At 37.9% G+C, this 26,109-nt stretch carries 22 protein-coding genes; 1 reads left to right on the plus strand and 21 read right to left on the minus strand.

Annotated elements, in window-relative coordinates:
• The first annotated feature begins 365 nt into the window (after nucleotides 1-365).
• A complete protein-coding gene (locus tag KD050_RS06770) occupies nucleotides 366-1,064 on the plus strand; it encodes a ferredoxin reductase domain-containing protein (protein WP_211895438.1) in 699 nt (232 codons plus the stop codon).
• A 52-nt stretch (nucleotides 1,065-1,116) separates the two neighbouring features.
• On the opposite strand, the gene rlmD is transcribed toward KD050_RS06770, so the two are convergent.
• The 21 genes from rlmD to purD all read right to left on the minus strand — a co-directional run bounded on the left by rlmD (nucleotide 1,117) and on the right by purD (nucleotide 26,104).
• Nucleotides 1,117-2,475, minus strand: coding sequence for a 23S rRNA (uracil(1939)-C(5))-methyltransferase RlmD (gene rlmD, locus KD050_RS06775; protein WP_211895439.1), 1,359 nt, complete (start codon nucleotides 2,473-2,475; stop codon nucleotides 1,117-1,119).
• 267 nt (nucleotides 2,476-2,742) lie between these two features.
• Entirely contained in the window at nucleotides 2,743-3,066 is a 324-nt protein-coding gene (locus tag KD050_RS06780) for a YckD family protein (protein ID WP_211895440.1), read from the minus strand.
• A gap of 143 nt (nucleotides 3,067-3,209) precedes the next feature.
• Complete coding sequence (locus KD050_RS06785) at nucleotides 3,210-3,917, minus strand: YjjG family noncanonical pyrimidine nucleotidase (protein ID WP_211895441.1); 708 nt, start codon at nucleotides 3,915-3,917, stop codon at nucleotides 3,210-3,212.
• 217 nt (nucleotides 3,918-4,134) lie between these two features.
• Nucleotides 4,135-5,163: a cytochrome d ubiquinol oxidase subunit II gene (locus tag KD050_RS06790; protein ID WP_211895442.1), complete on the minus strand. Its 1,029-nt coding sequence runs from the start codon at nucleotides 5,161-5,163 to the stop codon at nucleotides 4,135-4,137.
• Nucleotides 5,160-6,506, minus strand: a complete 1,347-nt coding sequence (locus KD050_RS06795; protein ID WP_211895443.1) for a cytochrome ubiquinol oxidase subunit I — start codon at nucleotides 6,504-6,506, stop codon at nucleotides 5,160-5,162. The genes KD050_RS06790 and KD050_RS06795 overlap by 4 nt, the downstream gene beginning before the upstream one ends.
• 258 nt (nucleotides 6,507-6,764) lie before the next feature.
• The gene (locus KD050_RS06800) at nucleotides 6,765-7,676 is read right to left on the minus strand and encodes a diacylglycerol kinase (protein WP_211895444.1); all 912 of its coding nucleotides are present in this window, start codon (nucleotides 7,674-7,676) and stop codon (nucleotides 6,765-6,767) included.
• Nucleotides 7,677-7,802: 126 nt separating this feature from the next.
• On the minus strand, nucleotides 7,803-8,366 hold the full coding sequence (locus tag KD050_RS06805) for a thioredoxin family protein (RefSeq protein WP_211895445.1): 564 nt from the start codon (nucleotides 8,364-8,366) through the stop codon (nucleotides 7,803-7,805).
• An 83-nt stretch (nucleotides 8,367-8,449) separates the two neighbouring features.
• Complete coding sequence (locus KD050_RS06810; RefSeq protein WP_211895446.1) at nucleotides 8,450-9,592, minus strand: hypothetical protein; 1,143 nt, start codon at nucleotides 9,590-9,592, stop codon at nucleotides 8,450-8,452.
• Nucleotides 9,576-10,109 (minus strand): sigma-70 family RNA polymerase sigma factor, encoded by a 534-nt coding sequence (locus tag KD050_RS06815; RefSeq protein WP_211895447.1) that lies wholly within the window; start codon nucleotides 10,107-10,109, stop codon nucleotides 9,576-9,578. Before KD050_RS06815 ends, KD050_RS06810 begins: the two co-directional genes overlap by 17 nt.
• 76 nt (nucleotides 10,110-10,185) lie before the next feature.
• Complete coding sequence (locus KD050_RS06820; protein ID WP_211895448.1) at nucleotides 10,186-10,833, minus strand: Type 1 glutamine amidotransferase-like domain-containing protein; 648 nt, start codon at nucleotides 10,831-10,833, stop codon at nucleotides 10,186-10,188.
• A gap of 721 nt (nucleotides 10,834-11,554) precedes the next feature.
• On the minus strand, nucleotides 11,555-12,982 hold the full coding sequence (gene gatB / locus KD050_RS06825) for an Asp-tRNA(Asn)/Glu-tRNA(Gln) amidotransferase subunit GatB (RefSeq protein WP_211895449.1): 1,428 nt from the start codon (nucleotides 12,980-12,982) through the stop codon (nucleotides 11,555-11,557).
• Nucleotide 12,983: 1 nt separating this feature from the next.
• Nucleotides 12,984-14,447 (minus strand): Asp-tRNA(Asn)/Glu-tRNA(Gln) amidotransferase subunit GatA, encoded by a 1,464-nt coding sequence (gene gatA / locus KD050_RS06830; RefSeq protein ID WP_211895450.1) that lies wholly within the window; start codon nucleotides 14,445-14,447, stop codon nucleotides 12,984-12,986.
• 21 nt (nucleotides 14,448-14,468) lie between these two features.
• Nucleotides 14,469-14,759: an Asp-tRNA(Asn)/Glu-tRNA(Gln) amidotransferase subunit GatC gene (gatC, locus tag KD050_RS06835; RefSeq protein WP_211895451.1), complete on the minus strand. Its 291-nt coding sequence runs from the start codon at nucleotides 14,757-14,759 to the stop codon at nucleotides 14,469-14,471.
• Between the two features lie 79 nt (nucleotides 14,760-14,838).
• Nucleotides 14,839-15,975: a CamS family sex pheromone protein gene (locus KD050_RS06840; protein ID WP_235753931.1), complete on the minus strand. Its 1,137-nt coding sequence runs from the start codon at nucleotides 15,973-15,975 to the stop codon at nucleotides 14,839-14,841.
• A 13-nt stretch (nucleotides 15,976-15,988) separates the two neighbouring features.
• Nucleotides 15,989-17,992 (minus strand): NAD-dependent DNA ligase LigA, encoded by a 2,004-nt coding sequence (gene ligA / locus KD050_RS06845; RefSeq protein WP_211895452.1) that lies wholly within the window; start codon nucleotides 17,990-17,992, stop codon nucleotides 15,989-15,991.
• An 18-nt stretch (nucleotides 17,993-18,010) separates the two neighbouring features.
• Entirely contained in the window at nucleotides 18,011-20,239 is a 2,229-nt protein-coding gene (pcrA, locus tag KD050_RS06850) for a DNA helicase PcrA (protein WP_211895453.1), read from the minus strand.
• Nucleotides 20,240-20,292: 53 nt separating this feature from the next.
• Nucleotides 20,293-20,982 carry a heptaprenylglyceryl phosphate synthase gene (locus KD050_RS06855; protein WP_211895454.1) on the minus strand — a complete coding sequence of 230 codons (690 nt, stop codon included), beginning with the start codon at nucleotides 20,980-20,982 and terminating at the stop codon, nucleotides 20,293-20,295.
• 354 nt (nucleotides 20,983-21,336) lie between these two features.
• Nucleotides 21,337-21,654, minus strand: coding sequence for a YerC/YecD family TrpR-related protein (locus KD050_RS06860; RefSeq protein ID WP_211895455.1), 318 nt, complete (start codon nucleotides 21,652-21,654; stop codon nucleotides 21,337-21,339).
• Nucleotides 21,655-21,689: 35 nt separating this feature from the next.
• A complete protein-coding gene (locus KD050_RS06865) occupies nucleotides 21,690-22,748 on the minus strand; it encodes a DUF3048 domain-containing protein (RefSeq protein ID WP_235753932.1) in 1,059 nt (352 codons plus the stop codon).
• Nucleotides 22,749-22,761: 13 nt separating this feature from the next.
• A complete protein-coding gene (locus KD050_RS06870) occupies nucleotides 22,762-24,492 on the minus strand; it encodes an adenine deaminase C-terminal domain-containing protein (protein ID WP_211895456.1) in 1,731 nt (576 codons plus the stop codon).
• A gap of 352 nt (nucleotides 24,493-24,844) precedes the next feature.
• Complete coding sequence (gene purD, locus KD050_RS06875) at nucleotides 24,845-26,104, minus strand: phosphoribosylamine--glycine ligase (RefSeq protein ID WP_211895457.1); 1,260 nt, start codon at nucleotides 26,102-26,104, stop codon at nucleotides 24,845-24,847.
• Between the last annotated feature and the right edge of the window lie 5 nt (nucleotides 26,105-26,109).

Here is a 26,109-nt window from a genome sequence, read left to right on the forward strand (position 1 = left end):
TTGAATATCTTCTTGCAAGTCGTAATCTATACCATTCACTGAATCAATCACCGCTGAAAACGTTTCTAGATCCATAACAAATTTCTATAACATTTTCACATATAAAAAAAAGCATCGTTTTAGATGCTTTACTTTGTGAATCTTCGATAACATTAGCGTAACAGGTTTTAATCGTTTATTGAGTTAATTTCATAATATTTGTAAATCATGCAACGCTAGTGGTCACGTCTACGGTCTGAATTGGTTGAAGTTATCTATTGTTTTTTTACAAAACTTGAAATAAAAAACTATTTAATTGATAATCATTATCAACTACTATATATTTAATAGTGATGGAAAATATAATTATGTAAGGGGAGAGTTTAATGCAAATATACTGGACTAAAATAAATAAAATTATTGAAGAAACTCCAGAAGTGAAAACATACTTGCTCGATCGTCCGGAAGACTTTTCATGGGAGGAAGGTTCCCACACTCATTTCGCACTGAAAGGTTTTAATGCTGGAGATAAACCGAACCGTGGCTTAATTCGCCACATGTCAATATCCACTTTACCCTATGAAAATTCAATTGGTATTACAACACGTATCAGAGAACATTGTTCTGAGTTTAAAGCGACCCTAAGAAATCATGAAGTCGGCAATGAAGTTGCTATATTTAAAACTCATTCGAATATACCACTTAAAAGAGAAGACAAAAATGTTTATCTACTGTCATCAGGTGTTGGCCTGGCAACTTTCAGACCACTTGTACTCGATTATTTCGAACGTGCGGAAAACGTCAAACAAGTTCATTCCTTGAACATCGATTCGTCAAAAGATTTCCTATTCACAAATGTTTTTGAATCCGCTCCCGATAAGAACTTCATATCACAGTTCGTCGATAATCGGAAAGACTACTATAAAGAAGTGAAAAATCTAACTGCAGATAAAGATGGACTATTCTATATAGTTGGCAGTGACGAATTCCTCATGCAGAACATTGATCTACTGCGTGCACAAGGTATCAAGCCAGAAAAAATTATGCTTGATAAACGTCAACAGCAACTGTCTGAGTTTTTATGATTTAAAAAAAACGGGAAAAGATTCACCTTTTCCCGTTTTTCTTATCCACAAATTAAATCTCCAACCAAGCCACACACTCTACATGTGTACTCTGTGGGAACATATCCACTGGTTGTACTTCTTTCGTTTTATAACCACCATCTTCTAAAATTCTCAAATCTCGAGCAAGCGTTGCTGGGTTACAGGATACATAGACGACACGTTTTGGACGTTGTTCAATGATTGTCGTTAATAATGCCTCGTCGCAGCCTTTTCTTGGAGGATCGACTACTAATACATCTGCTTCCTTGCCTTCTTTATACCAATTTGGAATGACTACTTCTGCAGGTCCTGCTTCAAAGTAAGTGTTAGTAAATCCGTTCAGCTCCGCATTTCGTTTTGCATCTTCAATTGCCTGTGGAACGATTTCTACTCCAAGGACTTGTTTAGCTTTTTGAGCTAGGAATAAAGAAATTGTACCAATACCACAATATGCATCGATTACTGTTTCTTCACCTGTTAGTTGTGCGTAATCTAGGGCTTGCTTGTATAGAACCTCAGTTTGTTCAGGATTTACTTGATAGAAGGAGCGAGCTGAAATTTCAAAGCGAACATCACCGATCAAGTCTTCGATAACGGCTTTGCCCCAGATAACGTTAGTATCATTTCCAAAGATTACATTCGTGTTTCGGTTATTCACATTATGAACAATCGATTTAACATTTGGCTCGACTTCTTGAATGAACTGTATAATTTCCTCTTGCTTTGATAATTTTGCATGCTTCGTTACAAGTACAACCATCACTTCCCCAGTTGCTCGACCTTTACGAACAACTAAATGGCGCAGCTGACCTTTTTTCGTTTCTTCATTGTATGGGATTAGATCTAGCTTCAAAGCGTTTTCTTTTACTGCTCTAAGCAATCTATCAGCTTCATCTGTTTGTATTAAACAAGTATTCGTATCTGCGATTCGATGTGACTTGGATTGATAGAATCCTGCGATTACTTGACCATTTTCTAAATCGAATGGAATTTGAGATTTGTTACGGTATTCCCAAGGCTTGTCCATCCCTTTAACTGGTAGTACTGGCGCATCTATTTTTCCTATGCGTTTCATGACGTTACGAACCATGCTTTCTTTCCATGCAAGCTGCCCTTCATACGTCATATGCTGAAGCTGACAGCCTCCACATTCGTAAAATACTGGGCATGGTGCTTCTATACGAAATGGTGAAGGTTCTACGATGTTCTTTAGTTTGGCAAAACCATAGTTTTTTAATGTTTTTAGCACATGGACTTCCACAGTTTCGTTCGGCAAGCCTTCTGCTATAAATAGAGGATATCCGTCTACCTTCGCGACTCCCGCTCCGTCATGTGTTAAATCTTCAATATATACTGTTAACTGATCATTTTTTTGTACTGGTGTATTCAATGTTAATCTCCGTTCTAGTTATGATTGATTCATTATACCAAAAAGAATGCGTACAAGTCTGCTGACTCATACGCATAATCATATATTTTTCAGTTCTTCAATTTGTAAAAGCATTATTTTTCTTTGGCCTTCTAGCTCGATTTAGCCTTTTTACCTGAATACGGTTAGCTTATTACTTAAAGTTTCTCGTGACATTCCTTGCATTAACTTTCGCCAAAAATCAAAAAGCAACCAAAATAATTACTTTGGCTGCTAATATTTTATTGCTCAGGATTCTTTGCTTCGATGTTTTTTATAGTCGTCATGAAAGATTGGAACAAATCCGTTTTGTTCCAATTTTATATAACGCTCCTCTAAATGAGTTATTATTTTTTGACCTTTTTCTTTTGAAAAGACGCCATACTCAACATATTTGTTGATAATTTCTTTCTTTTGCTTAAGAGCGTCTTGTTGTAAAGACTTTATCTCTTCTTGCTGTTCCGTCGTTAATTTAACATCTGTTGGCATATCTGCTTTTGCCTCCAACGACAATCCCATTATCCCAACAGTCATTAAAATCGCTGTAAAGACACTAAACCAACGTTTGCTCATCCATAATTCCTCCTTTTCTTGTTTCGTTTTATCGTGTGCTATTTGACAACAATTATCCTTTTTTCGAAAAACTGTATAGTTTCTGGATGTGGATAAATCCTATGAAATATACAAAAAAAGAACCTCATTTCGAGGTCCATGATTTATAGTTTTACTTCTAATACTTTTGTATTTACAATTTCCGCTAACTGATTCCACGAATGAATTTCAAAGGTTGGCTGGATATCAAGATGATTTAACTTTCGATTTGGATTAAACCAGCATGTATCAATTCCGAAGTTATTGCCACCTTGGATGTCGGATGTAAGCGAATCCCCAATCATTAATACACGAGATGGATCGGAAATTTGAAGCTTTTCTAAAGCATATGCAAAAATTTCTTTCTGCGGTTTTTGGAATCCTGTTTCTTCTGAAGTTATAATTACTTCAAATAAATTCTTTAATGCCGATCCATTTACCCTTGCATGCTGTGCATCTTTAAATCCATTTGTAAGAAGTCCAATTCGGAAATTCTTCAAGTTAGCGAACATTTCTTCTACGCCTGCAATCATATGAACTTCTTTCCCTAAATTTTCTATGTACTTTTGACCAAATACTATCGGGTCGATGTTTAATGCATGTTCTGTAAATAATCGTTTAAAACGCTCGACCTTCAACTCTGCTAAGGTTGTTCGTCCTTTCTCTAGATCATCCCATAAAACCTTACTAATGGTTTTATAGCTGCCTAAATAATCATCAAAACCATTTGGAAGCCCATATTCTTCAAATAAAAGACGGAATGCATTATGTTCAGTCATTCCAAAGTCGAGTAAAGTATCATCCAAATCAAATAGCAACACATCGTATCTCATTAAAACTGCTCCCTTCCTTATTCACTTAATTGTAGCATATCTTTTTTTTATTTTAGTTCGTAAAAAATGACCCCAACCTACTCGATCGGGGTCATTACCTTTATTCATCCTTTACTGCTCCATCATTAGATGCAGCCCAAAAGGCTACGATAATAGATCCGATTAATACAATGAATGGTGCATAAAATATCATAAACTCTGTCATATTAGCTCCTCCTTATGCGTGGTTATCTTCCTTTTTTCCACGGACATAGTCTTTATTGAATAAAAATAACCTTAGTAATAAGTACAGTGACGGGATTAACAGAGCAAGCCCAGCTATAAAAGCGACAATGAGAGCAATAGCCATCGCTTCATTAGTAAAACTGTCGTATATCGTTAGGTGTGGGTACAGTAAATATGGACGATGAGCAAATCCGTAAGCGAAGAATGCTATTAGGAATTGCCCTCCTAGTAGTACAAATGCCAATCCATAACTTCGTTTCGACCATAGTAACCATACTGTTCCGATAAAGAGCAATAGCGATAATGCAAATGCCCACCAAATATCGAGCATGTTATCATAATGCTCCGGATTATGTGAACGCAGCTCCACCATAATCCCACCAGCTGTTATAATGGTCGGAAGCGCCCAAATGAGCGCATACTTTCTCATCAGCCTTGTTGCGTCTAAATCTCTAGCTTTATTGGCATACCAGGTTAAGAATACGGATGAAATGTACAGAACAGAAGTAAGACTTAACACAACAATCGACCATGTGAGTGGACTTGTAAATAGCGCCTCATAATCGAGGGTTGGTGATTCATTGATCATATGGACGAAACCGCCCTCTGAAATGGTCAATACGATAGACAGGGCAGCCGGTATAAATAGACCTGCAAGACCGTACATAAATGAATAGCCCTTATGTCCTCTAGAGCCATACGTTTCAAACGCATAGTAAGAACCACGAATCGCAAGTAATATTAATGCGATGCTAGCGGGTACTAGTAAGGTCGTACCATAATAAAAAGCGGTCTTCGGGAAAAACCCGATGATGCCCACAAAGAAAAATACAAGAAACACATTCGTTACTTCCCAAACCGGCGACAAATAACGTTGTATAATATTCGTTAGTATTCGTTGCTTACCAGTGAGCAAACTGTAAGCGTTAAAAAAACCTGCGCCAAAGTCAATGGATGCTACGATCAAATAGCCAAAGAGAAACGTCCACAATACAAAAATTCCGATGATTTCTAATGTCATAAAATATCACCGCCCTTTTCAGCATGTCGATCTTCTATTTCCTGCTCCACTGGATTTTTTCTAAACATACGACTTAAAACTACAATACTTCCGACACCAAGCACCAGGTATAGACCTGCAAATAGGATAAGCATTATATCCACATGCGGACTGGATGTTGCGGCATCTTCCACCCGCATAATGCCTCTAAGAATCCACGGCTGTCTTCCGACTTCTGCAAGCCACCAGCCAGCTTCAATTGCGATTATCGATGCTGGCCCGCCTAAAACGATGAGCCGGCGATACCATTTAGAGTCGACAAAGGACCATTTTAGCTTTTTACCAAGCCAATATAATCCCGAAAGTACTACCATGGACATACCAATAGTCACCATTATATCGAACAAATAGTGAATATATAATGGCGGTATTTCATCCTCTGGGAACTGATCTAAACCAATTACTTCTGCAGTCGGATTGAAATGGGCTAGAATACTTAAAGCAAATGGTATTTCTATCGCATACTTCACTTCTCCATTATCTAAAATCCCATATAAAATTAGTGGTGCATTTTCCTCCGTTTCAAAATGCCATTCAGCAGCTGCTAGCTTTTCGGGGAAATATTCAGCTAAATATTTCCCCGAAAAGTCACCAATAATAGCAGTAGCAATTGAGAATACTAAACCAACCTTCATCGTTAAGAATAATGCTTTTTTATGATATATATGATTAGATCCCTTCAACAAACGAAATGCGGCAATTGCTGCTAACACAAATGCGGAGGTCATATACGCTGTCACCACCACATGTGCCACCTTTGTTGGCATGGCAGGATTGAACATTGCTAGTAGCGGGCTAATGTTCACTAACTCCCCGTTAACTACATCAAACCCTTGAGGCGCATTCATAAACGCATTTACAATTGTGATAAAGACAGCGGAAAACGATGCTCCTATGGCCACTGGAATAAGCAATAGGAGATGTTTTTTTTGATTCTCAAATCGATCCCATGTGTATAAATAGATGCCTAGAAAAATTGCTTCAAAAAAGAAAGCAAATGTCTCCATAAATAGTGGAAGCGCAATAATATTTCCCGCTAACTCCATAAAGTTCGGCCACAGTAAGGAAAGCTGCATACCAATTGCTGTCCCCGTCACTACTCCAACCGCTACAGTAATAACGAAGCCCCTTGCCCACCTACGTGCCAGTAATATGTAATGCTCATCATTCTTTTTAATACCTACCCACTGGGCAATCATAATCATTAAAGGAACACCAACACCAATAGTTGCGTAAATAATATGAAACGATAAGGTCAATTCGGTAAGTACGCGACTAAAAAATACGGATTCTTCATTCATCATTCTTCCCCCTTTCTAATTCCCAAATATTCTACCCGCAATCGATAGCATCATAATCCCTGCAACAACAAAAGCAAGCCACATTAAATATTTTTCCTGTTTCTTATACATGTGCTCCACTCCTTTATCTACATAATACCCAAAATTAAATTGATTGAACTTTATATCATGACTGTTGTACAAAATTTTGATAGCAGTAATTTTTGTAGGTTGTAATAGAGCATATAAAAAAGCTCAACATTTACAATGTTGAGCTTTTACTTACGGTCTGTCCTGTTCTCGAATTTCATCGATTGGTACAAAGACTTCTATATGTCTGTATAAATTTTGGAATGTTGCAGGGATAGTTCCACCGTATTCACCGTCTAAATTAAGGAGAACTTTATCATCAGACGTAACTTTAATATGTTTTGCTTTTTTATAAATAACATGTGGATCGGTTAAATGTTCTCCGCGTAAGGCTAAAGACGCCACACGAATAAACTCGGCAATGTTCAATTTTTTCAGTATCAATAAAGAAAATAACCCATCGTTAATACTAGAATTCGGGGCAAGCTTTTCAAATCCACCGACTGAATTCGTTAGACCTACTAAGAACATCATTGCTTCATCTTCAAATATTTCTCCATCATATTCAATTCTAACCTTTGTTGCATTGATCGATGGAAGCATCTCGATACCTTTTAAATAATAGGCAAGCTGCCCAAGCATCGTTTTAAGCTTGCTTGGTACTTCATAAGTAAGCTCCGTAATTCGACCGCCACCTGCAATATTGATAAAATAGCGATCATTAACCAAGCCCACGTCAACAGGTATTGTGTCACCTTTAACAATAATCTCCACGGCTTTTTTTATGTCTCTTGGGATATGGACAGCTCTTGCAAAGTCATTCGTCGTGCCCATTGGAATCAGCCCAATTTTAGGACGATTTTCAAATTCACTTACACCTGCAACTACCTCATTAAGCGTTCCATCTCCTCCAGAGGCAATAATGATATCAAAGCCATTTTCTACCGCCTTTTTGGCTGCCTCTATGGCATCTCCTTCAGCAGTTGTCGCATGACATGACGTTTCATATCCAGCGATTTCTAAGCTTTCCAACACCTCTGGCAGATTTTTTTTAAATAACTCTCTTCCGGAAGTTGGGTTATAGATTATTCTTGCACGTTTCATACTTATTTCCTTTCTGCTTCACAATACTTTCTTGTCATATAGACTTCATCACATCACAAAAAGTTTCATGCCACTATTAAAAGAGTCGACACTGGCCGACTCCTTTAAGGATTTGTTTTAGAAATATTATTTTTGGAGTGCTTGTAACCAAGTATTACGAATATCTTCATATACAGCTAAGTGAAATTCTTGATTGCTAACAAACTCATTGCTCATTTGCGCATAAAATTCTTTTTGTATTTCCTCAAATGTAGGATCTTCTTTTGCAGGGAATTTTGCTCTACCATCCATTACGAACTGTTGAACTTTTTCAGCACGCGGACCCCATTTAGAAATCACTTCACCGTCTTTATTTAACAACAAATAAACTGGAATCGAACGTCCGCCATTTGTTAGATACTGATCGATTAATTCTAGGTTTTCATCGCGATAAACAGCACGTACTTCTAGATCAGCAGCTTCTGCAATTTTACGTAAAATAGCATTATTCATCATCGCATCTCCACACCAATCTTCTGTAATAACTAATATATGTGGAGTTTTTTCTTTTAATACTTGAATGAATTCATCATCCGCGGGTACATCAAATTTATGGTAGATGCTGAATGATTCTTCTTTCTTCGTAGTCATATCATCCATATATTGAGTTAGTGGTTTTGCATTTTCAAAATACTGTTGTTCTGTAGACAAGTGAGTTGCCCCCTTTTTTTCTAAGTATACTTCGTTTTCAATTCTTATTCAAACAAGCTAGACTCATGTTTTTACAAATTATATTATGGATTGATATTTAGGTCCTGCAAATACATCGTTCGCTGTGCACCTTCTCCGTTTACTATTAGCATACCGTCATCTGTAAATCGAGGTCGCACAAGTCGTTCGCTTATGTTTTTGAATGCCGGGAGCTCTCTAAGCTCATTGGCTTCTATTTGATATAATTTAACCGTAGTGCTGTCCTTAATAAGAACCGATAATGCTACGTAGTCTTTATACACAGCAAACTCTGAAAATAGTGGAGTCTTTATTTCATGTAATTTTCCATCCTCTAAATCAATATAACCTAAGTGAGAATTTTCATCCTCATTACTTAGTTGGGCAAATATCTTATTATCTGTAAGTGTTACAAACTCCGCTATTTCATAAGGAACTTGATACTCAGCAACTTGAACATTTTGCTCAATATCATATAAATAAAATTTAACTAGCTTTTGACCTTCAACTTCTATTTCTTCTGGAACTACCAATAAGTTGTCTTGAACATCTGCAAGGCTTCTACTTCCATTACCGGTTATCTCATGGAGATCGCGTTGTTTCATAGAAGTTAATTCTATTGCTCTATAACCCATAAAATTATCGCTGTCTCCGATGTAGTAAATTAGAAGCGTGTCATCCTGGAGATGTATATCTCCTACATGCGTATTAGTTAATTCTATAACTTCATTGTTATTTCGGTTTAACACATTTAATGTACTGGTCGTGATATCCTCCCAAGCTAGCCAATTCTCATTCACAGCAAACAGATGGATTCGTGCTTCTTCCTTTGGGGTAACAAGTATTTCTTTTGTATTAGTCTCCACCGAATAAGCATATATTCCATTCCAATCCGTATAAATCATTTCTTTGCTATCATCCACATAAATTGATCTTATTAACGAAGCGTATGGATCATACGGTATTGTCACATCAACTAAATTCTCTTCATAGAGCTGCTGTAAATCATCATCTAAATACGGAATCACCAAAAATAAAGAAAGGGATATGATTGCTAAACTAACTATAAGAGGAATTGATGGCAGCTTGAACTTTTTCTTTTTCATCCGCTTTGGTACCTCATGGATAATTTTATTTTTTTGAGCTTCCGTTAACGTAATATGACTTGGAATAGACTCATCTAAATGACGTTTAATGTCTTCTCGCAAGTTGAATCTCCTCCTCGTTTAATGTTAACCGTGCCGCGTTTCGACCTCTCACTAATCTTGTCTTCACCGTGTTTGGAGAACATTTTAAAACTTCTCCTATTTCAAGAACTGATAACTCCGCATAATAATGAAGCCATAATACCTCTTTATATTTACTAGGTAATTCATTTATTTTTATCGCAACATATTCAGCTTGTTCCTTTTGCAGGATCTCTTCTTCAGTGGTTTGTTTATTGGTTAGTAAATTACTCACTAGATTAGAGAGTTCCATTTTTCTATAAGACCAGCTTTTAAAATAGTTATGACACTCATTAACGGTGATGCGATATAAGTATGTTTTCACACTTGAACGACCTTCAAAATTTTCAATATTTAGGTAATAGCGTATAAATACTTCTTGGACGATATCCTCTGCCTTTACCTCATCCTTTACAAAAGCATAGGCAAGTCGGGTGAGATAGTGACCGTATTCATCCATTGCTTTTATTAACAATTGGTCCTTTTCGAACTTCTCCAAACTACCCCTCCTTCCTTGTTATCTGTTAGACAATGCAAGGTCCATAGTGGTTTCATTTTACAATAAAAAAGACCATCTATAAGATAGCCCTTTTATATACTATTAATTTTTTCTTTTCTTGAAAAGAAATTACGTCATTCACTTGCTTATGTATATTACCATCCTTGTAAAAAATGGCGCTTCCATCTGGGAGAGCATAAATAGTACGTTCAGTGGAAAGGGAAAATAATTCATCATCAATTGCTTCGTTATAATGTACCTCCACACTAAAGTCTACTAAGCCCAAACCTTTCATCACTAAAGACTCTGGGTAGTCTTCGTCTTTTGTTAAAATACAATCCTCGCAAAATGCCAGAGCCCCTGCACTATAGCCAATTAACAACCCAGAATAGTTTCTAATACTCGAAGCTAGTTCTTTTTCTTCTATTAACTGAAGTAACTTTTCCGGTCTCCCGCCTATTAAATAAAGGACATCACTATCATTAATCATAGTTATCATTTCTTTTGTGGAAAGATCCTCATGCAATAACTCTAATGTCACATTTGAAATCTTTAAAAAAATCTGTTCTAGACTTTCCATCCAGCTATCATATTTTGAAACGTCCGTCGCAAAAGGAACTACTAAAATGTTTGCATTTGGTTTAATGCTCTTCGACAATTCCTCAAACACTTCATCCAATTCACCCTTTAAAACATGCCCACCACCAATAAAACATAGCTCCACTCTACTTACCCCCATTACCTATTAAATAAAATATTCATTCATCATAGCATTGCAAGCTCTGGAAATAAATATTATCTAACCTAAATGCTATACGAGAGAGAAGAGAAATGTTCTTATACGAGAGAGCCTGCCATAAGAAAAACCGGGTATAAAGACGCCCAGTCCTTTTAAGAATAGTAACCTTAGAAACACCGTTGATTTTCAGTACGGCGGATGCTTTCTTTTCACTCAACATGGTTTCATTCACCTAAGCCAACAGGATGTTGCTCATGAAGTTCATTGCCTCCGGTAGAGGCGTCTTTAGCCTTCCTTTCTCATTACGTTTTAGAGGCCCCTTCCGCTCCTCCTATTCCCGTAGAACCTGCCGCCGCGCGAAATTCAACTAGTATGAATTGCAACAAGGATTACAAGTCGGTACTATTCCTTCATTAACTTAGGATAATCCTTTCGCCTTAGCGATAACCTATGCTAAATTTTCTTGTTAGATACTAGTCACTCATTGATTGTAGTGAAAGGTGGCGACTCCGGCGGGAAGAGTGAGACAGATGAGACATCACAACGACCGCGGAGCGGCGGTGATGGCTCATCGCTCACCCCGCGGAAAGCGTCCACCTGAAACGTAAATCAGTAAAGTACCATAAACATAGTGTTTATGGTACTTTTCATATACTTTCTTATTCTTCAAAAAAGGATGCCCGAGTGAATAGGGCATCCTTGTGTATTAACGTTTAACGATTTCTTCGTTCAAGATTTTGTTAACAAGAGGCGGGTTAGCTTGGCCTTTTGTTGCTTTCATGATTTGTCCAACTAGGAATCCGATTGCACGGTCTTTCCCGTTTTTGAAATCCTCAATAGATTGTGGGTTAGCATCAAGTGTTGCTGTAACGATTTCGCGTAGTGCGCCTTCGTCAGAAATTTGTACTAAGCCTTTAGCTTTTACGACTTCTGCAGCATCTCCGCCGTTGTCAGCAAGCTCTTTGAAAACTTTTTTCGCGATTTTTGATGAAATTGTACCATCAGAAATTAGTTTAATCATTCCAGAAAGATTAGCAGGAGTTAGTAGAATATCCTTCAATTCTTTTTGGTCCGCATTTAGGTATGCAGAAACCTCACCCATCATCCAGTTAGCAGATAGTTTTACGTCAGCTCCATCAGCAATAGTTGCTTCAAAGAAGTTAGCCATATCCTTAGATAATGTTAATACATGTGCATCGTATGGAGATAATCCTAGCTCTTCGATATAGCGTTGTTTGCGAGCATCTGGTAGCTCTGGAATTTCTGAGCGTACACGTTCTAACCATGCGTCATCAATTACAAGATCCACCAAATCTGGCTCTGGGAAATAACGATAATCATCCGTACCTTCTTTAACACGCATAAGAATCGTTTTACCAGTTTTCTCATCATAGCGACGAGTTTCTTGTTCAATGATTCCACCAGCAGATAATACTTCTGCTTGACGAACTTCTTCGTGCTCTAGTCCTCTACGTACAAAGTTGAACGAGTTTAAGTTTTTCAACTCTGTTTTAGTACCAAACTCTTCTTGACCATAAGGACGAATAGAAATATTCGCATCACAGCGTAAAGATCCTTCTTCCATTTTACAGTCTGAAACGTCTGTATATTGGATAATAGATTTTACTTTTTCTAAGTAAGCGTAAGCTTCCTCAGGTGTACGGATATCTGGTTCTGAAACGATTTCTACAAGCGGTGTGCCTTGGCGATTAAAGTCTACTAAAGAATATCCATCCGCGTGGGAAAGTTTACCAGCATCTTCTTCCATATGAAGACGAGTAATACCGATACGTTTTTTCTCACCGTTTACTTCAATTTCAACCCAACCATTTTTACCGATTGGTTTATCAAATTGTGAAATTTGATATGCTTTCGGATTATCTGGGTAGAAATAGTTTTTACGGTCAAATTTTGTATTTTGTTCGATTTCCATATTTAATGCAAGTGCTGCACGCATTGCGAAATCGACTACGTTTTTATTTAGTACAGGTAATACGCCAGGGTATCCTAGGTCTATTACTGTTGTGTTTGTGTTTGGCTCAGCTCCGAAATGATTAGGTGCTGATGAGAAGATTTTAGAATTAGTTTTTAACTCTACGTGTACTTCTAATCCAATAACTGTTTCAAAGTTCATGTTATTTTCCCTCCCAAATTTGAGGAGTTTGTTTATGGAAATCAGTAGCTTGCTCGTAAGCATGTGCTACGCGGTAAATCGTTGACTCGTCAAAATAATTTCCGATAATTTGTAGCCCTAGTGGTAATCCATCTTCAAATCCACAAGGGATAGAAATTGCTGGTACACCTGCAAGGTTAATCGGAATTGTTAAAATATCATTTGCATACATCGTTAAAGGATCTTCTACATTTTCTCCAATTTTGAATGCTGGAGTTGGTGCAGTTGGTCCGACAATTACATCATAGTCCGCTAACACTTTATCGAAATCTTGTTTGATAAGTGTACGAACTTGCTGTGCTTTTTTATAGTAAGCATCGTATGTACCCGCGCTTAACGAATAAGTCCCAAGCATAATACGACGTTTAACTTCGTCACCAAATCCTTGCGCACGAGTTTCTTTATAAAGATCCAATAAATTTTCAACGTTTTCAGCACGGAAGCCATAACGAATTCCATCAAAACGAGAAAGGTTTGAAGAAGCCTCTGAAGATGAAAGAATATAGTATGTAGCTAAAGCGTATTTAGAATGTGGCAATGATACCTCTTCCCAAGTTGCTCCTTGTGCTTCTAATACTTTCAACGCATCCATCACAGATTGGCGAACTGCTTCACTTACACCTTCTCCTAAATATTCTTTAGGTACGGCAATACGAAGACCTTTAATGTCTCCAGTTAAAGCAGCAGCAAAGTTAGGAACTTCAACGTCCGCAGATGTAGAGTCATTTGCATCAACTCCAGAAATTGCTTCTAAAAGTAGGGCGTTATCTTCTACGTTACGAGTGATTGGACCAATTTGATCTAAAGAAGATGCAAACGCTACTAGTCCGAAACGTGAAACACGTCCATATGTAGGTTTCATCCCAACAACACCACAATAGGATGCTGGTTGACGAATAGATCCACCTGTATCTGAACCTAATGAGAATGGCACCTCTCCAGCTGCTACCGCTGCTGCCGATGCACCTGAAGAACCACCAGGAACACGGTCTAATGACCATGGGTTTTTAGTAGTTTTATATGCCGAATTTTCATTGGAAGACCCCATTGCAAATTCATCCATATTCAATTTACCGATTGTTATCATACCAGCCTCGCGTAACTTTTTCACAACCGTTGCATCATAAATAGGATTGAATCCTTGTAAAATTTTACTTGCACAAGTAGTTTCTAATCCTTCTGTTACGATATTATCCTTCACTCCTATTGGTAAACCAAATAATGGTCCACGTTTTTCAAAAGGAGTGTTTTCTAATTCTGTAGCTGTTTCTAATGCTTTTTCTTTATTTAAAGCTAAGAAGGCTTCTACCTCGCCATCAAGTTTTTCTACACGTTCAAAAGCTTCTTTTGTCAAATCTACTAAAGAAACTTCTTTACTATGTACAAGCGCTTGTAGTTCTTTCGCTGAACGATTAAATAACGTCATGATTTTCCCTCCTTACATCTATTAGTCCATAATTGATGGTACTTTTACTTGACCAGCTTCTTGTTCTTTCACATTTAACATCATAACTTCACGATCCAGCCCTTTAGTAGCAACGTCTTCTCTTAGCACATTTACTAATGGTAGGACATGTGTAGTAGGTTCTACATTTGTTGTATCCAATTCTTTTAATTGCTCAGCAAATTCCGTAATTGCCCCTAGTTGTAGTGCAAACTTTTCTGCTTCTTCTTCCGTAATTGCAAGTCTTGCAAGATGCGCAACATGCTTTACTTCTTCTTTTGTTAATTCCGCCATTTATCACACCTCCGAATTCAATAACCATAAGAAATATCATATCATTTTTCACTCTGCTTGAACAGAGAGTAACCATAGCTTATTGGGAGTATATATGCACATATGCCTCTTCATCACCAGGCTTTTTCACAAGCAATGCTTCTGCACCATCTAACGAATTCACTTGTACTTCGATATTCATCGAAGGATTAAAATGATCTTTTATCAAGCCTGCGAGATGCTGTGTAAATCCAATCACCTCTGCGGTTCCATAAAACTGAATAGGAATAGTGATGGTCCACTTTTGCAGTTGTTTGTCTTTAAAATACCCTGTCCCAATAATGCTTGTGTAATTAGAGAAATACAACTCTACATCCTGTTTGAAGTTACGGAAAATTGTATCTAAATCACGATATTTTTCTTGAGAGTCCGCTGTAGGGAATAGAACATATTCTTCGTCATTAGCCTTCCAATCAGAAACATTTTTCCCTGCCGGTGCTGTACTATACGTAAAATATGTTCCTGGAACAACTGCATTCCGGCTATTTTGCTTGAACAATCCTACTACAATTGGAATATCCGCAAGACCATCCATTTTGCGTAAACGGGTAACTACTTCTTCGGCAATCCGTTTACCATTCTCTTCAATTTGAGCTTGTGTTAGTTTCTCTTCATAAGTAGCACCATATGCTTCCTTCGTATAGTAATACGTTGAATTTAACGCCAAACCTATGGAAATTCCAGATAGACTTACTGCATTATCTTTCTTTTCTAAATAATTTTGTTCCACGATATGCGTTATATAGACTGGTGCTTTTTGGGCCTTTTCTTCTCCAACTAAACCTTCATCACTTGGATTTAATCCACCTTCTTCTTGATTGCTTCTAGCTAGCCAATCCTTTAGGGTGCTCGTATCTAGGTACTGCCCTTCCTGGAACAAATACTTATCCGGTGAGAACTCATTTTGAGATATACGAAGAAGTCCGTTTTCCACTTCCTTCATATCGTATTTAGTAGATAAATTAGATAATACTAATCCTCTACTCGCGCTTTCCTCATAAGGTAATAATGTTCGGTAATATGTTTCGTCTAGCTGCAAACTCGGAATTATTACTGTTTTGGTCTCTTCTTCTTCTGTATTTTGTAAAACCTCTGTTTCGTCACCCAAAGAAGGAGCACAACCAGAGACCGTTAGTAATAAAGCCAGTGTCAACATGCCTATGTGTTTTTTGGTCATGTTCGCCACTCCCTTACTCCGTTACGGAGTCTAATAATTTTTGTTCATCCCAAACCTCGATACCAAGGCTTGTTGCTTTTTCTAGTTTAGATCCTGCTTCTTCTCCAGCAATGACTAAATCCGTTTTCTTACTGACACTTCCGGCAACTTTGCCACCTAATGACTCTATTTTTTCTTTTGCTTCTGTCCGAGTTAGTTGGATAAGCTTCCCTGTTAATACAACTGTTTTACCCGCAAATGGGCTGTTTTCCATTACAGCTGCATCAATAATTCTACCAGTATACTGTAGCGTCAATCCTGCATCTTTTAATCGACCAATCAATAACTGGACCTCATCCTGTTCAAAATAGGTCACTAATGAATCTGCCATTTTATCACCAATTTCAAAAATAGCTATAAGCTCATCTTTTGTTGCTTTCATTAATGCTTCAAAGTTATGAAAATTCTCCGAAAGTATTTTTGCAGCTTTTTCTCCAATATGACGAATTCCAAGTCCGAATAATACTCGCTCCATTGAATTTGCTTTTGATGCTTCTATTGCTTCCACTAAATTAGTTGCAGATTTTAGTCCCATACGCTCCAGCTTTACTAAATCATCCACTGTTAATGTATATAAATCTGAAATATCTTTGATGAGTTGTTCTCTAAATAACTGTTCCACCACTTTTTCTCCAAGTCCATCAATATTCATCGCATTGCGAGAAGCAAAGTGGTAAATACCTTCTTGAATTTGGGCAGGACATTGTGGATTTACACAACGAAGTGCGACTTCTTCTTCAATTCTAACTAATTCACTTTCACAAACCGGACAATTGGTAGGCATTTCGTATGGTACTTCCGTGCCTTTTCTCTCTGCAGTTATAACGGCTACTACTTCAGGAATTATATCTCCTGCTTTTCGGATAATGACACGATCACCGATTCGAATATCCTTTTCACGGATTAAATCTTCGTTATGAAGTGTAGCACGTTGGACAGTAGATCCCGCCACTTGTGCTGGCTCTAAAATAGCAGTTGGAGTAACAACACCCGTGCGACCAACTGTTAAGTCGATATCGATAATTTTCGTGACTACTTCCTCTGCTGGAAATTTATAAGCTATAGCAAATCGTGGACTTTTCGCAGTAAATCCTAGCTCTTCTTGCTGTGCATAGTCATTTACTTTTATAACAATTCCATCAATTTCATATGGAATGTCATGTCTTTTTTCCGTCCACTCTTCTATAAAGCTAAGTACTTCTTCGATGGATGTACATTTTTTTGTTTCCTTATTAGTAGGTAATCCCTGTTTTTTCATAAATCCTAGTGCATCTAAATGATTGTCTATATTCTGGTCCTCACCGTCGCCACCCATACCATAGACGAACATTGATAAATTACGGCTAGCCGTTATTTTAGGGTCGAGCTGACGTAAAGAGCCTGCTGCTGCATTACGAGGATTTGCAAATAATACCTCTGCTTGTGCTGTGCGTTCTTCATTCAACTTTGCGAAGGAAGACTTTGGCATATATGCCTCTCCTCTTGCCTCCATAGTTACCTTTTCCTTTAAGCGCATAGGAATGGAACGAATGGTTTTAATATTACTTGTAATATCCTCACCAGTCGTACCATCCCCACGGGTAGCCCCTCTTACTAAAAGACCATCCACATATAATAGGGAAATTGCAAGTCCATCAATCTTCAATTCACATACATACGTTGGTGATTCATCGATAATACCTTGAATACGTTTGTCGAAATCACGCAGATCCGCTTCGTTAAAAGCATTCGATAGACTAAGCATTGGGTTTGCATGGGTTACTTTTTTAAAGCCTTCACTTACGATGGAACCAACTCGCTGAGTAGGAGAATCCGGTAATATTAAATCTGGATTTTGTTCCTCCAAGGCTATTAGCTCATGCAAATATTGATCGTAAACGGCATCTGGAACAATAGGATCATCTAATACATAATAGGCATGACCATAATCATTTAACAGCTTGTGTAGTTCTTGTACTCGTTGTTCTAACTGATCCATCCAGGGTTCCTCCTGTTGTTATACTTTTTCGATTGGGGCAAATTTAGCGAGTAGACGCTTAATACCCGTAGGACTTGGAAATGCAATATCTAGCTCGGTATTCTCACCTTCGCCACGAACACTGACAACCATACCTTCGCCCCATTTTTTATGAGCCGCTTTATCACCAACCTGCCAGCCCATTTTCTCCCCACCTGATTCGTTATATGCTGGACGAGTAACTACTGCTTTACGAGCATTACCAATAGCTTTTGCATGTTTTTCTGGATTTTTGCCAATGTCTTTAGTCCAACCAACGACCTCAATAATATCATCTGAAATTTCTTTGATAAAACGAGATGGGCTATTAAAACTGCCACGACCAAATATAGTTCGGGACTGCGCACAAGTAATTACAAGTCTTTCTTCTGCTCGGGTGATTCCCACGTAGGCCAGGCGTCGTTCCTCTTCCATTTCATCATCATCACCAAGTGATCGTGAATGTGGGAAGATATTTTCTTCCATTCCAATGATAAATACTACTGGGAATTCCAAGCCTTTTGCCGCATGCATCGTCATTAAAATAATATTTCCTTTAGATATATCTTCATCTTCATCCAATTTATCTATATCGGAGATAAGAGCCAAATCTGTCAAAAATGCAACTAATGACTTGTCCTCACTCTTTTCCTCAAATGCTTTCGTTACAGATAAAAACTCTTCAATATTTTCTAATCGACTTTCCGCTTCAATAGTCTTTTCATTTTTTAGCATCGTACGGTAGCCCGTTTTATCAAGCACTTGCTCAACAATTTCTGTGACAGACAAAAATTCCTGCATTTGGGTCAAATTATTGATTAGCCCTTGGAATTGAATAACAGAATTTACAGCACGAGCTGGTATCCCCATGAAGTCGACTTCATTTAATGCATCTAAAATCGAACGGTCTTGGTCTAGTGCATAGAGCGCCATACGTTCAAAAGACGTTGCTCCGATATTTCGTTTAGGCTCATTAATAATTCGAGCAAGTGATAAATCATCATCGTTATTGGCTATTAAACGTAAATAGGCAAGTAAGTCTTTAATCTCTTTGCGATCATAGAACTTTGTGCCTCCCACAATTGTATATGCCATATTCGATTTAACGAGCACTTCCTCCATCACACGAGATTGAGCATTCGTGCGATACAAAATTGCAAAATCATTTAATGTACGATTTTCTAATTCCATTAATTCTTGGATTTTTTGTACAACATACTGTGCTTCCTGATGTTCATTCATCGCACGGAATAACTCGAGTTTTTCCCCTTCTAGATTCTCCGTTCGTAAAACCTTTGGATATCTACTCGTGTTATTTCCAATGACGTCGTTTGCAGCCTGTAGGATTCGTTGAGAAGAACGATAATTTTGTTCTAACATAATCGCTTTTGCGTTAGGGTAATCCTTTTCAAACGATAGGATATTCTGAATATCTGCTCCACGCCAGCGATAAATCGATTGATCCGAGTCACCAACGACACAAATATTTTTGAACTTTTTAGCAAGCATTTGCACTAATTCGTACTGAGCTTTGTTCGTATCCTGATATTCATCCACATGGATATACTGGAATTTATTTTGGTAAAACTCAAGTACATCAGGAACTCGTTTGAACAATGTCAATGTCAGCATGATCAAATCATCAAAATCGAGTGATTGGTTCTTTCTCAATTTTTTTTGATAGCTTTGATACACATTTGCCACTGTCTTTTCAAACGGATTCATCTCATTCATCTGTGCACGATATGTATCCGAATCAATACAAATATTTTTGGCGCCACTGATGGCATTTAGCATCGAGCGAGGGTCATATTGTTTCGAATCAATATTTTGCTCTTTTAATACATTTTTAATAACGGTCAATTGGTCACTTGTATCTAGTATCGAAAAGTTTTTTGTGTATCCAATTCGATCAATATCTCTTCTTAAAATACGTACGCACATGGAGTGAAATGTAGATACCCACATTCTTTCCCCAGTTCCTGGTCCTAATAAGCCATCTATACGTTCTCGCATCTCTCTTGCTGCTTTGTTTGTAAAGGTGATCGCTAAAATTTTCGATGGATATACTTCCTTTTCGACGATCAAGTATGCGATTCGATGCGTTAATACACGCGTTTTACCAGATCCTGCACCTGCCATAATAAGAAGTGGACCTTCTGTTGTCTTCACGGCTTCTTCTTGTTCTTTATTCATACCATTCAATAAGTTTTTCGCGATGATTTCCATAGTGCACTTCCTTCCTCCAGAACATTTGTTCTATCATATCGTAATTCTTTTATTTACTCAATGTTCTTTACAGCTTGAACTGTCTTTAACGCTTCTGCCAAGTTGTCATATACCTGATTGCCCACAATGATTGTATCCGCATAGGTAGCCATTTGTCTTGCATGCTCCTCCGTTTGAATACCCCCACCATAAAATAGCTTTGTGTTTTTTAAACGGTCCTTCACTTTTTTTACTGTATTTACATCACCATATACCCCACTATATTCCATGTAGAATATAGGGAATTTGAACAAATACTCCACCATTTCCGCATACGCTACGATATCCTCTTCACTGTCTGGATTCACTGCGTTTGTCAGTTTTGCTGCTTTACAATCAGGATTTAAAATACAATATCCCTCTGGAATAATTTCATCCCAATTCATAACTTCCCCAAACTCTTTAGTAGCTGCATGATGTAAATCCTTTACCCACTTCGTTTCAGAGCTATTTAACACACTCGGTATAAAATAATAATCAAATCCAGGAGTAATAGATTCAATCGTAGATACCTCTAACGCCACAGGAACTGCATATCTTCTAATACGCATTAGCAAATCTATCACATTGTCAAGCGTGACATTATCTGATCCCCCGATGATAATCGCATCTGTACCAGATTCGCATATCTTTTCAAGAGCCTCTGCATCTATAGGTTTTGCCGGGTCTAACTTAAATATATGTCGCCAATCTTTATATTCCATTTTTTTCACCTACATCTAATTAGTTAACATTTATCCCGTATTAACGGGGGGTGGTCACTTTGGCATTGCCGCACAACGCCGTGTTATTTGCTTGAGTTCAATTTTCAATCAGTAGGGGATAAAGAGCCCCATTCTAATTGAAGTTTCACTTTTTCTATTATAACAAAAAAACTGAACAGACATCGCTGTTCAGTACATGTTCTTACATATTTTGAAAACTTATATTTTTCTTCCTACTCTTTAATCCTATTAACGGGAAGGCCGATGTTGGTCACTCAGGCATTGCTGCACGATGCGGCGTTAATTGCCTGAGTCACTTAGTGGGGGATGAAGAAAACCCCACTGATTGGAGTTTCACTTTATTGTTGGTGCCGAATTTTCTTCGGGATATAGGCGCCCTAACATTTCATCGTAGGTGCCATTACCATAGTCGTATGCTCGTCTTACTCGTGAAATTGTTGCAGTACTTGCCCCAGTTTCTTTTTTTATAGATTCATATGTTTTCTTCAATCGCAATAAATGAGCTACCTCGAAACGCTGTGCCAAGGATTGAATTTCACTTATCGTACATAGGTCATCAAAAAATCGATAGCATTCTTCCATATCTTTTAATTCTAATACCGCTTTAAATAGTTGTTCCGTTTGATTGCCTTTTATTTTCTCAATTTGCATTGCGGTCATCCTCCTCTTTCTTTGAATTGGCTATGTTAAGGTAAATAAGTTACCATTTCCTCTAATCCAGGACTTGTTGGTATAAAACTAATCCAGGTCTGTCCAGGTACTAATTTAGCAGGTACTCCATTTTCCATTGGCATGAGAATTCCATCGATATTTTCCCATTCGATTTCCTTCATAATACCCGCTTGAAAAATATAAGCTCTTCCTCCATCATTTAAAGATAACTGAAGTCGACCAGAACTATCAATAACTTTATGAGGCATTTCCATACATATTACATTTGCAATTTTAATAGCTTCGTCCGTCTCTTTATCTATTGTTAGAACTCCAGCGGTCTCTCTTTTATATATACCTTCATCGGAAAAATACGTATATTTATTTTCAAAAGAGGAGCCCGAGCCGTAATGGATAGAAAAGCTAGATACTGGGTTACCAAGTTTTACCCCTTCAAAGGATTCAAAGAAAGAGAACTTTGGTATTTTACTAATTTCCATCGAAGCCCCTACTTTTTCTGCACCTGCTAAAACATTATCCTTTGAAATATACGAATTATGCGGAGCTTTTCGCTCACTTGATCGCTCAAATAATATACCGTCGTATTGCATCCCATTTATGTTATCAACTACTCCCGAATTCAGCATTTTTTGAGCATCTGGACTATATCCATGTGCAATATAAAATGCGTCCAGCCCTTTGGCAATGTCCACAAAGTAGTCTCTAGCACTTCTAACAGGACCAAGTTTTTCTGGAATCTCACTTTGATACACTGCTAAAAATCTTGTTACATTGCCTTCTGCTAACATTTCGTAAATGACATCCGCTTTTGAGATTCCCGACTGTGGACGTGCGAGCGGATGATTATTTATAGTGACTAATACAGGTCTTTGCGTCAATTCTTTTTCTACGCCAATACCAGTGAAAGGAGCCATATAAGGCAATGTTGTCTCCTCTTCTGGAACTTCTACTTCCTCCACAATTTCGTCTATTACCTCTTCCACTGGATTTACTTCTTCTTGTCCTTCCGCCTCATTGGAACAGGCTACAAGAAGTACACTTGCGGCTACTAAAATCCCCCATCGTTTGAACACAACCTACGTCCCCCTATCTCATTAATGCTGGAAATAATACTTGTTTTTTCATCACATCAAAAATTCCTCTTTGCGTAATTCTTACATATGGTAAGTGTGTCGCTTGAAGAAATAACAATGTGTATATCGCATCCCCATGCTTAAATCCTCTAGTAGCTAGTTCTCTCTTTAATACTAGCTCCTCTTCTATTAATTCTTCTAATGACTTATTTGAGAGTACCCCACCTATTGGTAGCTCAATAGAACAAATGACTTGTTCATCCTCTACAATGACAATTCCACCATTCATTTTTTTTACTTCGCGGAAGGCTTGTTGCATACTTTTTTTGTTCTTTCCGATCAATAAAATATCTCCTGTATTCGAGTACGAAGAGGCGAAGCCCATTAGAGAAGTTGCAAACCCTTTAATAAGGGTAGAAACTTTCCACTTCCCTTTGCGATCTATTAACAACAGAAAACTTTCGTCATGATTTTTAGAAAGCTCTAAATCAGTTGTATCTATGCTGATGGAATAAGGTTTTGTAATTACATCATTTACCATTTCTATTCCAAATGGCATAGAGAACTGAAAATCACTTTCAGATACATCAAATGACAGGTTAAGGTCCGGCATAGATGACCAGTCAATTGGCTCTAGTTCTTTCGTCTTTTGCTGCTCTTTCTTCAACCAAACTCCTTTGGATAGCACACTTAATGGGATAGGACTTTGCTCATCCTTTAAGAAGTTGAGATTTGCAAAACGTCCCGTTGCAATTACGCCATGTAAATTGGACAAATTATAGTATTTCGCCACATTAAAGGATGCCATCAAATAGGCATCAATCGGTTTTACACCTGCGTCTAGTGCGACTTGAATACATTTATCCATGACCCCATCTACATGAAAAGAAGGTGTAGCTCCATCAGTCGTCATCATTAAATGATCAAAAATATGAAGATCCCTTTCTAAAATATCTTTTAGTAGATGAGGAAGATCAGGACGTATCGACGAATGACGGAGTGTTACCGCATACCCATGAAGAATACGCCGTTCCACTTCTTCTATGGTCATCGCCTCATGATCTCCATCTGCTCCTAGTAAGCGCATCCTAGCAAGCGTACGCTCAGAAGCTCCAGGAAAATGTCCTTCAATTTTCATACCATTTGTCTTGGCTTGCTGCATCCAATAAAGCATTTGATCATCACCAGAAAGCAAGCGCGGCCATCCAGTTAACTCACCACCCATAATGACATCAGGGCGATTAATCCATTCTCCTACCGTTTTTGAAGTAAACAATTCTTCTTCATTTTCTAACTCCGTTTGAGAATCAAAACGTGCCCACCAATAGAAAGAAAATGGCATTTTTCCAAGTTCATCTATCAATGAAAACGCTTTCTTATTTTCAAGCATCAAGAAAAATGTTAAGTTATCTGCGATAAATGTTGTCGTTCCTAATTGAGCAGCATAGTCCGCGAATGTTTGTGGATTATAAAGCTGGAAAGGATGTACATGAGGCTCAATATAACCAGGTACTATTTTTTGACCTGTTGCATCATATACCTCTGTTTGGTCAGTAACCAATGGCATCTCAGAACCTGTATAAACAATTCGATCTTTCACAATCCAGATGTTTCCTGTAATCCATTTCTTTAAATGACTATGCAGAAACGTTGCATTAGTAATAACAATGTCTGGAGACTGCGTTCCATTGACCACATCAATTTGATGCCTTATTTCTTCAATCTTCCAAATGGGATATTGCATTCCATTCATTCTCCTTTCTTTTGTTTACTTAATAGAGTAATAAGTAGTGATATCCGAACAAAGTTGATATCCGCTCCAGGTGGATGTCTTCCACTACAATTAACGAAATCCACTTTGTATCAGCGAATAATCGTATGTAAAATCACGTTAACGTCCGTGTTATTTATAGATAGCAGTAATTGTAAAATTGACTCTCATAAAAATAATATTAGCATAGTACTTTAGTAAAGCAAAGTATTGAATTTTAATTTTGGAGAAATCTTTTAGGAAAATTAGGAAATAGGAAAACTTAAATCAAACCCATAAAAAAAGACAAAGAAAAACATGTCGTTTTTCCTTGCCTGTTCATCCATTATTGAAATGTACGCCAGCCAATATCTTTACGGAAGAATAGACCATCCCATTCTAATTGAGCTAAGCCTTCATATACTTTTTGTTGTGCTTTTATTAAAGTAGACTCGCTAGCTGCCACGAGGATGACACGTCCTCCACTGGCGATAAAGTCTTCGCCATCTGCTCTTGTACCAGCGTGGAAAACGTATAAGCCAGCGTCAGTTAATGTACTTAAATCTGGAAGCTTAGCACCTTTTTTTACGTCAGTTGGGTAACCCTCTGATGCAATTACAACACCAAGCATCGCTTCATTTGACCAAGTTAATTCAAACGGTGTTTCATCCATTAATGCTGTCATAAACTTTCCGAAATCATTCGTCATTCTTGGCAATACTACTTGCGTCTCCGGATCCCCAAAACGTGCGTTGAACTCGATTACTTTTGGTCCTTCATTCGTCAAAATAAGTCCTGCGTAAAGAATACCAGTAAAAGAAATTCCTTCAGCTGTCATTGCATTCACTGTTGGGACAACCACTGTTTCGTAAGCTATATCAACAGTATCTAAGGAAATTTGTGGAACTGGTGAATAAGCACCCATTCCGCCTGTGTTTGGTCCTTTATCACCTTCATAGGCACGTTTATGATCCTGAGCGATGACCATTGGGTAAATTTGACCTTTATGCACGAATGACATAAAGGAGAATTCTTCCCCGTCTAAATACTCCTCAATGACTACGCGTGATGAGGATTCTCCGTATAACTGATTGCCGATCATGTCTTCCACAGCTTGGTTTGCTTCCTCTACTGTCATGGCAACTACTACACCTTTACCAGCAGCAAGTCCATCTGCCTTCACAACGATTGGGGCACCTAGCTTCTCGATATATGCTTTTGCTTTATCTACTTCTGTGAAAGTTTCATATGCGGCAGTCGGAATATTGTATTTATCCATAATTTCTTTTGCAAATGCCTTACTACCTTCGATTTGAGCAGCAGCTTTTGTCGGTCCAAATATGCGTAACCCCTCTGCTTCAAAATAATCCACGATGCCAGCTGCAAGTGGTTGCTCGGGTCCAACAAATGTTAAATCGATTTTATTATCCTTTGCAAAGTTTGCTAGCTCCTCAAAAGCCAACGCATCAATAGAAACAATCTGAACATCCCTTGACATACCGTCATTACCAGGAGCTACAAATACGTTTTCAACTGATGGAGAATCCATGAATTGCTTGGCGATCGCATGCTCACGGCCGCCACTACCAATTACGAGAATATTCATCTAGA

Origin of the sequence: Psychrobacillus sp. INOP01 (assembly GCF_018140925.1) — a bacterium.
GTDB lineage: Bacteria > Bacillota > Bacilli > Bacillales_A > Planococcaceae > Psychrobacillus.